This is a genomic window from Bacteroides mucinivorans (assembly GCF_034654355.2).
Taxonomy (GTDB): domain Bacteria; phylum Bacteroidota; class Bacteroidia; order Bacteroidales; family Bacteroidaceae; genus Bacteroides; species Bacteroides nordii.
This window is the reverse complement of record NZ_CP178179.1, coordinates 193,076-207,364: the sequence shown is the minus strand read 5'-3', so window position 1 is coordinate 207,364 and position 14,289 is coordinate 193,076. Positions and strand designations below refer to the sequence as shown.

Sequence of the window (14,289 nt, the reverse complement as noted above, 5' to 3'; positions counted from 1 at the left end):
AACAAATATAGAACATGGAAACACGTAAAAAATTCGTTAAGGCAGGGATGCTCGCGCTAATGGTTGCCTGTCTGCCTTCACTACTGATGGCACAAAAAGAGTTTAGGAAATGGCCCAAGGGTTGTTCGCCGCAAGAAGTAGGTGAGTTAGTAAGCCAACGGTTTGTAGCCGTCCCACATCCCAATTTCAACGGTAATCCGGCACCTCCTAATGAAATCACCTATCCGGAAACATGTGCATGGTTTGGTGCTTTGCGTTACGCGCATATCACCAAAAACAAGAAACTCCTCCGCCAACTGGAAGAACGTTTCCTGCCGATCTTTGGTCCGGAACGCAGACTACAACCCCTACCGGATCATGTAGATCATACCGTATTCGGTACTATCCCGCTCCAGCTATATGCACAAACCGGTAAGGAGATTTACTACCACATGGGAATGTGGTATGCAGACGAACAATGGAAAATGCCGCGTAACACCAAACACCGTGAAGCGTACCAGGCTTTGCTGGATCAGGGGTTGTCCTGGCAAACCCGCTACTGGATTGACGATATGTTTATGATTTCGGCCATTCAGTCGCAAGCCTATTTCGTTACCAAAGACCGTAAATACATAGACCGTGCTGCTGCCGAAATGGTGAAGTACCTCGACAAGATACAACGTCCGAATGGTTTATTCTACCACGCTGAAGATGTTCCCTTCTTCTGGGGACGTGGCAATGGCTGGATGGCTGCCGGAATGACGGAACTTTTAGGCATGCTTCCGGAAGACAATCCGAACCGGGAAAGAATACTGGAATCTTATCGGAGGATGATGAACAGCCTGCGCGATTATCAGAAGGAGGATGGCTTATGGGGACAATTGGTAGACGACAAAACTACCTGGACGGAAACCTCCGGTTCGGCCATGTTCGTATATGCTATGGTAAAAGGCGTAAAGAAGGGCTGGCTGGACGAAGCAACCTATGCTCCACTGGTACGCAAAGCATGGATTGCTCTGATCGGGCACATTGATGAAAACGGAGACATCGATGGCGTATGTGAAGGTACCAATAAAACCAACGACCGCCAATTCTACCTGAACCGGAAAACCCTTCCGGGCAATATGCACGGACAAGCACCTGTACTGTGGTGCGTAAATGCCTTCCTTGAAAAATAAAACAAAAACTCAATAGCCATGAAAGTATACAAACTCTTTGCACTGCTGCTAACCTTCGCCACTGCGTGGGGCAGCCACCTCTCTGCCAAGGTGATAGACGTAAAATCGCCCAATGGAGAACTGAACATCTCTGTCGATGTAAAAGACAAAATCTACTATTCCGTATCTTACGGGAATGATCTTTTATTGAAAGACTGTTATCTCAACCTCCAACTGGAGAATGAAACACTCGGTAATAATCCCAAGCTCCGCAGTACCAAAAAAGGAGTCATTGACGAAAGTGTAAAACGTGAAATTCCACTCAAGAACGCTGTTGTAAAGAACCATTGCAACACACTACGAATGAACTTTGCCGGCAACTACGCTGTAGAGTTCCGCGTATTCGATAATGGAGTGGCCTACCGTTTCATCACCGATAAGAAAGGTGACAACATTGTCATGGGAGAAGATTTCGTACTAAACTTTCCGGCTAACTATAAGGCCCATTTGTCACAACCCAACGGATTCAAAACTTCCTACGAATATCCTTATACGCACGTAAATTCGGAAGAATACAAAGCTACCGACCGTATGAGCTACCTGCCGATATTGTTAGAAACGGACAAGCCTTACAAGATTCTGATTTCTGAAGCAGACCTGCACGACTATCCTTGTATGTTTCTGAAGAGCACCGGACGGAATGGAATGCAATCTCTTTTCCCAAAAGTACCATTGGAATTCGGAGAAGATGGTGACCGCAGTCTCAAGATTCTGAAAGAAGCGGATTATATAGCCAAAACAGCCGGTAAACGTAGTTTCCCCTGGAGATTCATGGTGATTACCAAAGAAGACAAACAACTGTTGGAGAACGAAATGGTTTACAACTTGTCTACTCCTTGTGTACTCGAAGATTACAGCTGGATCAAGCCCGGACAGGTAAGTTGGGAATGGTGGCACGATGCCCGCCTGTATGGAGTAGATTTCCGTTCGGGGTATAACATGGACTCTTACAAATATTACATTGACTTCGCCTCTAAATTCGGCATACCTTATATCATTATGGATGAAGGATGGGCCAAAAGTACCCGTGATCCGTATACTCCCAACCCGACCATCAACTTAGCCGAACTCATTCAATACGGCAAAGAACGCAATGTGAAAATCGTGCTTTGGCTGACATGGCTGGCCGTAGAGAACAACTTCGACCTCTTCAAGACATTTGCCGACTGGGGAGTAGCCGGAGTAAAGATTGACTTCATGGATCGTAGTGACCAGTGGATGGTAAATTACTACGAACGCGTAGCCAAAGAAGCAGCCAAGCATAAATTATTCGTTGACTTTCACGGCTCGTTCAAACCTGCCGGACTGGAACGTAAATATCCAAATGTACTTTCATACGAAGGGGTATTGGGCATGGAACAAGGAGGCAACTGCCGCCCGGCCAACAGTATCTATCTGCCATTCATGCGCAATGCAGTAGGCCCGATGGACTTTACGCCCGGTTCAATGCTTTCCGCTCAACCGGAAGACAATCGTTCCACACGTGCCAACGCCATGGGTTCGGGTACACGTGCCTACCAGATGGCATTGTTCGTAGTCTTCGAAAGCGGTTTGCAGATGTTGGCAGACAATCCGGTTTACTACTACCGTGAACGCCCGTGTACAGAGTTCATATCCAGCGTTCCCGTCACCTGGGACGAAACAAAAGTACTTTATGCCAAAGTAGGTGAAGCCGTAGTGGTAGCCAGACGAAAAGGTGACAAATGGTTCATTGGTGGTATTACCAACAACGAAGGGCGTACAATCAATCTCGACTTGAGTTTCCTGCCTGCCGGTCAATCATTCACCCTCACCTCGTTTGAAGATGGTATCAATGCCGACCGCCAGGCCATGGACTATAAGCAAAGGGAGAGTAAAGTAAACAATGCGACACAGCTTACCATCAAAATGGTACGCAACGGCGGATGGGCCGGTGTCATCAAATAACATCCCGGAATATGAAACTAAAACTCGTCTATATAGCCGCCCTGATTCTCTGTATGCCAATGTTGCATGCAGAGAATGGCTACGACTTGTGGCTCCGTTATCAGAAAGTAGACAACAGCCAACTATTGAACAGTTATTCAAAAACGTTAGCTAAACTGAACTTCCCTGTAAACTCCGCCACACTGACAGAAGCAAAAAAGGAACTGCAACAAGGACTGGATGGCCTGTTGGATACTAATTTGCCGGAAACAGACGGTATCTCCAAAGGTACACTGCTGGTAGGTACTCCGGCTTCCTCAAAAGTACTATCCGGTATCCATGCGATAACCAACGAAATATCCGGCTTGGGCGATGAAGGATTCCTCATCAAAACCCTGAAGGTAAACGGAACGCCCTGTACCGTTATTGCAGCCCGGAAGGACATGGGCGTAATGTATGGTGTTTTTCATTTCCTCCGGCTTTTGCAGACCCAATCGGATATCAAAGAGTTAAACATCACGCAGATGCCCAAACTGCAAAGGCGTATGCTGAACCACTGGGACAACCTGAATGGAACGATCGAACGCGGTTATGCAGGCTACACACTTTGGGACTGGCAGCGCTTACCGGGATACATCGATCCGCGTTATCGCGATTATGCCCGTGCCAACGCTTCTATCGGTATCAATGGCACCGTTCTGAACAATGTAAATGCCAACGCACGCAGCCTGACCACCGAATATCTGATAAAGGCAGCCGCCCTTGCAGATGTTTTTCGTCCTTACGGCATCCGGGTATATCTGACAGCCCGTTTCAGTGCCCCGAAAGAACTGCGAGCTTTGAATACAGCCGATCCGCTGGACCCGGAAGTACGCCAATGGTGGAAAGATAAAGTGAAAGAGATCTATAAGTATATCCCTGATTTCGGAGGATTCCTCGTAAAAGCCAATTCCGAAGGGCAACCGGGTCCTCAGGACTATAAACGCACGCATGCCGACGGAGCAAACATGATGGCGGAAGCACTGGAACCCTATGGCGGTATCGTGATGTGGCGTGCCTTCGTATACGAAAACTCCCGGAACGTAGACCGTGCGGGCAATGGCTATGAAGAGTTCAAGCCATTGGACGGAAAATTCAATAAGAACGTATTCGTACAACCCAAAAACGGTCCGATTGACTTCCAGCCACGCGAACCTTTCCATCCGCTCTTCGGAGCAATGCCTCAGACACCACTGATGCTCGAATTCCAAATAACGCAAGAGTACCTTGGGTATGCTACCAACCTCGCCTATCTGGGTCCGTTATTCGAAGAGTGTCTGGATGCCGATACATACACCAAAGGAAAAGGGACAACCGTTGCCAATGTATTGGAAGATTACAACCGTTCACACGGCATCTCCGGCATTGCGGGAGTTGCCAATATCGGTACGGATATCAACTGGTGCGGACATCTGTTCGGACAGTCCAACTGGTATGCTTTCGGGCGCATGGCGTGGAATCCGGAACTTTCGTCAGAAAAAGTGGCAGATGAATGGCTGCGTATGACGTTCAATAACAATACAAGCTTTGTGAATCCGATCAAAGAAATGATGCAGCAATCACGCGAAACGGTAGTAAACTATCGCAATCCGCTGGGATTGAATCATATCATGAATTTTGCAACTCACTATGGTCCCGGCCCCTGGTACAAAGACCCTCACTGGGATGCTAAAGATTATCATAAAGCGGACGAAACCGGTATTGGCGTAGATCGTACTTCCAAAGGCAGCAATGTTGTCAATCAATATGCCAAACCTTTGGCAGAGATACTTGAAAACCTGAATACCTGCCCGCAAAAAGATCTGTTATGGTTCCATCACCTGCCCTGGGATTACAAGATGCCGTCCGGAAAAATCTTATGGGACGAATTGGTAGCATACTATTATAAAGGAGTAGATGAGGTACGCGGGATGCGTAAACTCTGGGACTCTATGGAAGGTAAAATCGATGCCGAACGATTTAATCACGTCAAACAACTACTAAAAGTACAGGAGGACGAAGCTATCTGGTGGAGAGACGGCTGCGTTCTTTATTTCCAGACATTTTCTAAAAGACCGATACCGTCACAATACGAACACCCACAACACACACTTGAATATTACAAAAGAATCCCTTTCCCCTACAACTGGGAAGGAAAGTATGAATAAATAATCAGACAGAATCATGAAACACATAATCACAGTAAGTATCCTTTTTATACTCTCCCTTTTACAAACCATACAAGCCAAGGGAAAAGATGAATACTGGTATACACCTAAAGCAAGTCCGGAAGAACGGAAAGAAAGCTTCCTGAAATATTATGCCGAACACGGGCGAAAAGATTTCCTAACGGGCATCTTCAACCAGATAGCCCGTGTTGCCATTGGCCAGCCAATGGAAGATGAACCAACCTATAAAGCAGTTGCTTTGGTACGTTCTAACCGCGACTGTAATGACTTCTCAATCAACGGTATGCTACGGCTCCTCTATATGGACCGGGAAAAAACAGTGATTCCTGCACATCTTAAAAAAGAGATAGAGGCTTGCGTACTCGACTTTAAATACTGGTGGGACGACGGACGCCGTGATACGACCTACCGGTGTTATCATACGGAAAACCATCAGGCACTCTACCACACAGCCGAACTGCTTGCCGGACAGCTCTACAAAGACAGGATATTTACCAATGGCATGAATGGTGTACAGCACGTGCAACATGCCAAAGAACGCCTGGAACGCTGGCTGGACTTCCGGTTCCGATTCGGATTCAGCGAATGGCTGTCTACCTATTACGAGGTAGAAGCAATGCTACTCGCTAATCTGTATGATTATGCCGAAGACGAAGCTATACGCAAAAAAGCAGGTATGGTGCTGGATCTGTTGATGTTCGACATGGCTCTGAATAATTTCGAAGGCATGATGGGGTCTACCAGCGGACGTATGTATGCTCATTCTCTTATCAATGGCTCACACAATACCTCTCCGCTGACAAAGCTGATGTTCGGAGTCGGCACTTTCGACCGTGATGAAGTAATGGCTCCCATTGCCCTGTCCACCAGTAAATATCAATGTCCCAAAGTCATACAGGAGATCGCTATCGATTATCAGCGCCCCATGCTCAACCGTCAGCGTATAAGTATCAATGTGGAAGATGCACCCTCTTACGGACTCTCTTATGACAATGAACTGGACTGTCACCTCTTTTGGGGTATGCAGGAATTTATTCACCCATTGGCAATCAAAATGTCCAAACAGATCTCAGAAAAGTACGACACCTGGCCCTATCGTAACTACGACCAATATATCCGTAAGTACGAAGAACAGATTAAAACCTACGGCAAACTGGTAAATTCACACCTCGACCGTTTTGCTTTATCCGAAGCCAACGTGGAAACTTATCGTACCCCGGAATATATGCTCAGTAGTGTACAGGATTACCGTCCGGGAGCTCCGGGTTATCAACAACACATCTGGCAGGCCACTTTGGGCAACCGTGCTATCGTCTACACCAATCACCCCGGAGGCAAAAACCTGAAATATTCGCCAAACTACTGGGCAGGTAATGAAATCCTACCACGGGCGGCACAGCACAAAAATGTAGTAGTATGTATCTACAACATCCCCGAAAACCAGAAAAACGATTATACACATGCTTACTTCCCCAAAAATGATTTTGATGAAGTGCTGACAAAAGGTAACTGGACTTTCGGACGCAAAAAAGACGGCTATGTAGCGCTCTATTCACAAAATGCCACTACATATCAGGCGGGTGAAAGAGGAGATATATGCGATTTACTTGCATCGGGCCGACAAAACATCTGGATCTGCGAGACCGGAACAAAAACAGAATGGGGTGACTTTACTAAATTTGTAAATGCGATCTCATCGGCTAAAGTGTCTTGCCAAGAACTAAATGTTAATTATACTTCTCCGTCTATCGGAAATGTAACATTTGGCTGGCAATCTCCGTTTACTATAAAAGGAAAAGAACAGGAACTCAGATGGAAATACCGTTACGACAATCCTTACTGCAAAGCCTTGTTCAATTCACGTAAAATTGAAATTAAAAAAGGATCGGAGAAACTGATTCTCGATTCAACCAAACTCTAATTCTGACACAATATGAAACACCTTATTATTTACATTTTATCTTCCTTCCTATTATTGACCGGTTGGACTGCCAACGCACAAAATAATTCGATACCACGTCCGGAATATCCACGTCCACAGTTTGAACGTGCCGAATGGAGAAACCTGAACGGCCAATGGAGCTATACATTCGACTTTGGCAAATCGGGCAGAGACCGTAAGTTATACAACAGTACAGGATTTAACGAGTTTATCATCGTCCCATTCTGTCCGGAAAGTAAATTATCAGGAGTAGAATACAAGGACTTCATCCCTGCCATGTGGTATCACCGTAAGTTACAAGTTCCGGCAGACTGGCAAGATAAAAAGGTTATCCTTCACTTTGGCGGAGTAGACTATTACTCAGTAATCTATATCAACGGGCAAGTGGCAGGCAGACATTGGGGAGGTAGTTCCTCATTCGGAATAGACATTACACGGTTTGTTAAATACGGAGAAGAACAGCAACTTGTGGTATACGTAGAAGACGACCAGCGTAGTGGAAGCCAGGGAAGAGGAAAACAATCGGGCAACTTCTATTCACAGGGATGCGACTATACCCGTACTACCGGCATCTGGCAGACCGTATGGATGGAAGCAGTAGACGCCTGTGGACTAAAATCTGTTCGTATCACACCGGAACTGGATCAGAAATGTTTCACCGTTCAACCGGAATTCTATGGATTACAAGCCGGACAAAAGCTCCGCGTCAGTGTAAAGGATGGTGATCGTGTAGTCAGCAAACAGACACAAACTGCTGCCACTCCTCTGACACTGATGTTACCATTGAAAACTGTAAAAACCTGGTCACCCGGTTCGCCCTTCTTATACGACATCGAACTGGAAGTATTGGATGCCAAAGGAAAAGTGATTGATCATGTCAATTCTTATGCCGGTATGCGCAAGGTACATATCGAAGGAAATAAATTCTTTCTCAATAATGAGCCCTGTTATCTGCGCTTTGTACTCGATCAGGGATTCTATCCCACAGGTGTATGGACTGCTCCCACAGATGCAGATCTGAAACGTGATATCGAACTTAGTCTGGCCGCAGGTTTTAACGGAGCACGCCTCCACCAGAAAGTATTTGAAGAGCGTTTCCATTACTGGGCCGATAAGTTGGGATACCTTACCTGGGGAGAGTCGGCAAGCTGGGGTCTTAATACCAGTAGCCCGGAAGCCGCCCGGAACTTCCTCACCGAATGGGAGGAAGTAGTAGTTCGCGACCGCAATCACCCTTCAATCATTGTATGGACCCCATTCAATGAAACCTGGGACCGCCCGAATGACAACGAACAGGCACGCCAACACGACCGTTTCATTTCAGACGTTTATAAACTCTCACACAATCTGGATTATCGTCCGGTAAATGATGCCAGTGGAAATTACCATGTGATGACAGACATCTGGAGTGTACATCATTATGCACAGAGCGGTGAAGAGATGAAAAAACGGTTGGAAATAAAGGACGGTAAGCTCCCCCAGAAAGATGTGAAGAAAGAAGTTCCCTATGAAGGACAGCCTTACTTCGTTGACGAATATGGTGGTATCAAATGGGTACACGGTAAGCAATTTGCCGAAAATACCTGGGGCTACGGACAAGGCCCCAAAACACTTGACGAGTTTTATGCCCGACTGAAGGACATTACATTCACTGTTCTCGAATTTGATTTTGTGGCCGGATATTGCTATACCCAGCTAACGGATGTAGAACAGGAACAGAACGGTATTTATAATTACGACCGTACCCCGAAGTTTGATATGGAGATTATCAAATCCATATTCAACAAACTACCGGAGAAGAAATAAGAACAAAAACATATATCATGAAACGAAACGGCCTACTCATTCTATTGTTGTTTCTAAGCAGTAACCTAACCGCACAGAATTCCTTCGACCTCGTCATTGTCGGAGGAAATCCGGGAGGTATCATGGCAGCCATCGCTGCAGCACGGCAAGGCAAAACTTCCGTCATACTGGAACGAACCAACCACATTGGCGGACTTCCGGCCAATGGACTTGGAGCTACCGACATTGCAACCCGCGAAGCTACTACGGGACTATTCTCTGAATTCACCTCTCGTATCAGACAGTATTACATCAGTCATTACAGAGCCGATTCACCCCAAGTGAAAACTTGCAGTAACGGTTTTCACTTCGAACCATCCGTAGCCGCCCGTATTTTTGAAGAGATGCTGAATGAGCAGAAAGAGAAGATCACCGTGCGCCTGATGCGTCAGTTTGATGCAGAGAACAAAAACATCTGCATCAGAAACGACCGTATCGAGAGTATCTGTATCCTGAACAGGGAAAACGGACAAAAAGAAACCTATCAGGGGAAAATCTTTATAGATGCCACTTATGAGGGCGATTTAGGAGCCGCAGCAGGTGTGCCGTTCCGTGTCGGTCGTGAAAGCCGGGAAGAATTTAATGAACCGGGAGCCGGAAGGACCTATGAATACTGGAAAAGCCTCCCTGCCGATGGAAGTACCGGGCAGGCAGATAACGCTGTGCAAGCTTATAACTATCGTTTGTGTCTCACAAACGATCCAAAGAACATGGTTCCTTTCACCCGACCGGATAACTACAACCGAGACGAATACGTCTCTCTCATAGAGGATGTATGGACCGGACGTAACACACAACGGGCCATGCTGAAAGTGACAAATGAGATGTTGGAAGAAAATCGCCGGCATATCGCAAAAGGCAACAGAACCAAACTTCCCGGAGACAGCTGGGGGATCTGGAAACTAAGTAGTCTCGTCAACCTGCCGAACCAAAAGACTGACGGTAACAATCAGCACGCTGCTTTCCTTTCTACCGATCTGCCCGAAGAAAACTGGCCATGGCCCACCTCCTCGTGGGAATGGCGGGATAAATTTGCCAAACGCTTAAAAGACTATACTTTAGGGCTTTTCTGGTTTGCCCAGCATGATAAAGAACTCCCGTCCCACTTCCGCAAGGAAATGCTGAAATGGGGACTGGCAAAAGACGAATATCCCGATAATGAATCCTTTCCCCGGCAAGTATACGTACGCGAAGGCCGTCGTTTTGAGGGAGTTTACTTCTTCACAGCAGCCGATGCACTTCCGGTCAGTCCGGGTAAACGTCCTCCTTTACATTCAAGCAGTGTGACCGCCAGTCATTATGCCCTCGACTCTCATGCTGCCCGCAAAAGAGAAACAGGAAGAGTACATCTGGATGGATTCATCAGTTATCCCACAGCCGTTTACACCGTACCTTTAGGAGTAATTCTACCTAAAGACGTAGACAACCTGCTATTGCCGGTACCTGTATCCGGTTCTCACATCGGTTTCTCCACCTTACGCATGGAACCTTGTTGGATGGCTCTGGGACAAGCTGCCGGTATCACAGCAGCACTTGCCATAGACAAAGGAGTGAAAGTACGAAATGTGGATATACCTTCACTACAGGATATTCTGATAAAACAAAAAGCCACTCTCATCTATTTTCGAGATGTAAAACCAACGGATGATGCTTTCCCACTGGTACAATATCTGGGCCTGCGCGGATATCTTCCGGACTGGAATGCTTCATTACAACAGCCGATAGATGAAAGTACCTTACGCAACTGGAGTAACTTGTGCGGTACACAGCTAAAAGCTACTCCCGGGCAAACAACCCGACTGAAAGTACTGACAGACATATACAAGTTACAATCGGGAAGAGCCGGATTATTCTGACTCCTCCGGAAATAAATAAAATACGCAAAATAAGATATGCCTCCAGTAATCAGTTCTGGAGGCAAAATCATATCACAAATATAATTCAATGTATCGATAAACAAATGCATAAGTAACTGTTCAAAATTATAGGATACTATTATTAAAACGCAGAAACTCGCAGATTCACGCAAAGCATATCATCACTCAAGTATAGCGCAGCTATTTAATCTACAATCATTTGCATTTCAATAAAACGCTGTCATAGTATGAACTAAATTTGAAAAACTACTTATTAAATTATACCGTTTCTCCTAAATCCGAAATAAATTCCTGTTTACCATCTTTCATATAAAAAATGTGTTCTTCTTCGCCTCGTGTCCTGTTGCGTAGATGCAACAAAGCATTCGCAGGTACATTATCATATTCAAGGTACGTATCAGTAGCCATTTTCTGCCCTAATGAAATCCACCCTTTACTCCCTCCATGATAAAATAATTCATATACATCACCTATACGAATAAAATTATCATCATTGCGGGGCATGAACAAAAAACGGTTTATCTGCACCTGTTTACCGAAGTCAATGATAACAGGTATATCAATACTATCCGTTTTATAATACGTTAGCGGATCACCATCAAACGCGTAATCTAATACACGCATGACGTACGATTCCGGTGCAGCATCAATCTTAACAGGTATTATCAGACTATCCCGGTCACTATAAAATTGTAACTCCGCCAATTCAATAAATCTACCCATAGCAGGTTTCATACACATATAGCGACAGGTAACCGGTGCCGGAGGTAAAATCATATTATAATTTGATTTCAATGTATCAGTCACCACATAATGATAAGTATAGCTTTGAAAATCCTTCGTATTCGAAAAATAGAATCCACTTCCAACCATATCTCCCATCCTCACCTTACTCCATTTATATAATACCGCTTTGCGCAGTAACTCTACCTTCCCGCATTTATCCATGTCAGGCACAAATTCCTTTTTTTCTTTACCATCAAACAGAAAAGGATAATTCACCGACCGATACCTATTCCCTTCATAAACCAAAGGCACATATACACATTCCGGTTCCATACAGCGAAAAGTAGCTTTTCCCTTTTCTATTTTAGACATGGCTATCCCTACCCATCTATCCGGATGAAATGTTCCCAAATATCCATATTGGCCGGACAAAGAATTGCCAAAATCAACATCCAGCGCATTCTCAAAGTAATTGCACGACACATCTTTCCGATACCTGTCTTTAAAAAAAGCAGGGATATGTGTATCTTTATAAACACCGCTATATATTTCAGGCTGTTGGGCGTACATCCTTCTAAATACTTTCCCCATTTTACGATGATCTGTTTCAAAAGTATCCCGCTTAATCCTCCCATCGGCAAACAAACAGGGTACATACTTACCGGTAGTATCCCTCACAACATTCCAGGTATGCGATTTTCTTGATTCCGGAGAATAAGCATAATAATCTACCGTAACAGGAATGCCCAACGCCCTCATTGTATATACAAAAAAGTCACATGCATCTCTGCAATTCCCCATCGGATGTTCCAGTAAAGTAGCCCCTCCCTGATGAGGAATACTAAAATCCCAACTATACCGGAAGTGTTCTTTCATCCGGAGTCCCACTATATCTGCCGCTTCAATTATATCTCTCGTATTGATTGAATCAAGTATGTACGCATATTTCTGACAATAAGCATTTCTCCATTCTCCCAACGGTTCATTGTCTATCCGATAAGGCAATAGAAGTTCACAAAAATCTTGAAATGACAATTCTTTGTTCCATGATCGTGAACGCCAGGCCTCAAAAGCAGTATCAATATTCTTCTGTAAATATTCAGCTGTTATCACATGAGCATCATACACTTTATGCAATTTACGATAACCCACATTACCCCATTTCTTTATCAAATCCGGTTGTATAAGTCCAATACTGTCAATCGTTGCCATAGCCTTTTTTACGCTATCCAACTGCCACCCGTCATAACTAAAATAGTGTGGCATATTCTCAATTAAAAAACAGGCCGCACTATACTTCAACCCACTATCTTCATAATGCTTTAGCACTTTTTCCAACTCTATCCGATTATCACCGGCAAACTGAAGTGCGTACTCTAAACGGTCATTCTGCGAACAAGACGAAACGCCCCATATAAACACCCAATAAATAAGAAATTTTCTCATAGCAAGATATCTTGTTATAACTTTGTAAAAATCCTCTCCCAACGCACCGTGTCGGCTTTCCTATCTTTCGAGAACCAGATAAACTGTCCGACTCCCAAAATAAAATCATCGGGCAGTATTCCCCAGAAACGGGAATCATACGAATCTCCCGTATGATCTCCTTGCATAAAATAGTAATCGTGTTGAAAAGAGTAACTTGTTAATAATGAATCAGAAAGATACACCTTCCCTTTCTCCAACTTCATTTGTCGGGTCGTTTCATATTCGATACACTTATAATATTGATGATAATTTGTAGAATCAATTTTTATACAATCGCCTTTTCCGGGTATATATACACTATTTTCTTTCTTATCCCATTGCCAACGATAAGTCTCTCCGGGTATACCCACACAACGCTTACAATAAAAAAGCTTCATACTTAGTATCATTTTCTTCTTATCTTCAGAATAAGGAAAGTTGAAAACAACGACATCTCCCTTTGCCACCGCCCGAACCCCTTCCTTACGACAGACTGTTAAATTGCCGTTGGCATTTTCTTTCAAAACTCTACGCCCGGGAATCTGAAGATTAGCAACAATGTAATCTCCCTCAATCAGTGTTGGAGACATAGAATAAGTAGGAATGACACAGGAGGCGAACCAATAGAGCCGTACCCATACATATCCCTGAAAAAGCAAAAAAAGTATTCCGGATACATACATACATTTTTTTAGCATTAGTTTCATATTCTTTAATCACTCCTATACTTTCTCTATTACATATTAAAATAGCAAACGGTAAATTTATTTAGATAGCCTCTCCTTTTATCCCTAGTTTTACGGTGTATCTTTTACATTATAATGTAGCAGTATGGACTTATTAATACACTTAAAATGTTTAGAAGAAAAATCATTCAGAATATTTAAAGAATCATTTTCATCAATGCAAACTGGATAATGAAATTCGTTACACCCTAATATAGGGTTAATATTAGCTACATTACAATATAAAACATACCCCATCGACTTGTTTGTTTCTTTTTCTATCTGTTTCATAAATTTATCCCACTGCAATAAGTTCAATTTACAGCTGATGTAAGATAATAAGTCTATATAATTATCATACCTCAAAGAATATTCCCGATATTACAACACAAAAAAATA

Annotated in this window: 8 protein-coding genes; 6 read left to right on the top strand and 2 right to left on the bottom strand. The window is 44.2% G+C overall.

The genetic code is table 11. The features are described 5' to 3' along the window. Positions 1–14: 14 nt before the first annotated feature. From VCM39_RS00665 to VCM39_RS00640, 6 genes are read left to right on the top strand one after another with little or no spacing between them, the layout of a single operon-like run. Positions 15–1,157 carry a glycoside hydrolase family 105 protein gene (locus tag VCM39_RS00665; protein WP_002558358.1) on the top strand — a complete coding sequence of 381 codons (1,143 nt, stop codon included), beginning with the start codon at positions 15–17 and terminating at the stop codon, positions 1,155–1,157. A gap of 18 nt (positions 1,158–1,175) precedes the next feature. Beyond that, a complete protein-coding gene (locus VCM39_RS00660; protein ID WP_007482918.1) occupies positions 1,176–3,122 on the top strand; it encodes a glycoside hydrolase family 97 protein in 1,947 nt (648 codons plus the stop codon). Between the two features lie 11 nt (positions 3,123–3,133). Continuing rightward, on the top strand, positions 3,134–5,287 hold the full coding sequence (locus VCM39_RS00655) for an alpha-glucuronidase family glycosyl hydrolase (RefSeq protein ID WP_322932366.1): 2,154 nt from the start codon (positions 3,134–3,136) through the stop codon (positions 5,285–5,287). 16 nt (positions 5,288–5,303) lie between these two features. Beyond that, complete coding sequence (locus VCM39_RS00650) at positions 5,304–7,229, top strand: hypothetical protein (RefSeq protein ID WP_322932365.1); 1,926 nt, start codon at positions 5,304–5,306, stop codon at positions 7,227–7,229. Positions 7,230–7,241: 12 nt separating this feature from the next. Next, on the top strand, positions 7,242–9,056 hold the full coding sequence (locus VCM39_RS00645) for a glycoside hydrolase family 2 protein (RefSeq protein WP_322932364.1): 1,815 nt from the start codon (positions 7,242–7,244) through the stop codon (positions 9,054–9,056). Between the two features lie 17 nt (positions 9,057–9,073). Then, positions 9,074–10,951, top strand: a complete 1,878-nt coding sequence (locus VCM39_RS00640) for an FAD-dependent oxidoreductase (protein ID WP_322932363.1) — start codon at positions 9,074–9,076, stop codon at positions 10,949–10,951. Between the two features lie 279 nt (positions 10,952–11,230). On the opposite strand, the gene VCM39_RS00635 is transcribed toward VCM39_RS00640, so the two are convergent. Both VCM39_RS00635 and lepB read right to left on the bottom strand, forming a co-directional pair. Then, positions 11,231–13,144: a transglutaminase domain-containing protein gene (locus tag VCM39_RS00635; RefSeq protein ID WP_322932362.1), complete on the bottom strand. Its 1,914-nt coding sequence runs from the start codon at positions 13,142–13,144 to the stop codon at positions 11,231–11,233. A gap of 14 nt (positions 13,145–13,158) precedes the next feature. Next, positions 13,159–13,872: a signal peptidase I gene (lepB, locus tag VCM39_RS00630; RefSeq protein ID WP_322932361.1), complete on the bottom strand. Its 714-nt coding sequence runs from the start codon at positions 13,870–13,872 to the stop codon at positions 13,159–13,161. Positions 13,873–14,289: the final 417 nt, after the last annotated feature.

Excerpts from the sequence above, each read along its gene's own strand:
- VCM39_RS00665 (WP_002558358.1), top strand. The coding sequence starts at position 15 with ATGGAAACACGTAAAAAATTCGTTAAGGCAGGGATGCTCGCGCTAATG.
- VCM39_RS00660 (WP_007482918.1), top strand. The coding sequence starts at position 1,176 with ATGAAAGTATACAAACTCTTTGCACTGCTGCTAACCTTCGCCACTGCG.
- VCM39_RS00655 (WP_322932366.1), top strand. The coding sequence starts at position 3,134 with ATGAAACTAAAACTCGTCTATATAGCCGCCCTGATTCTCTGTATGCCA.
- VCM39_RS00650 (WP_322932365.1), top strand. The coding sequence starts at position 5,304 with ATGAAACACATAATCACAGTAAGTATCCTTTTTATACTCTCCCTTTTA.
- VCM39_RS00645 (WP_322932364.1), top strand. The coding sequence starts at position 7,242 with ATGAAACACCTTATTATTTACATTTTATCTTCCTTCCTATTATTGACC.
- VCM39_RS00640 (WP_322932363.1), top strand. The coding sequence starts at position 9,074 with ATGAAACGAAACGGCCTACTCATTCTATTGTTGTTTCTAAGCAGTAAC.
- VCM39_RS00635 (WP_322932362.1), bottom strand. The coding sequence starts at position 13,144 with ATGAGAAAATTTCTTATTTATTGGGTGTTTATATGGGGCGTTTCGTCT.
- lepB (WP_322932361.1), bottom strand. The coding sequence starts at position 13,872 with ATGAAACTAATGCTAAAAAAATGTATGTATGTATCCGGAATACTTTTT.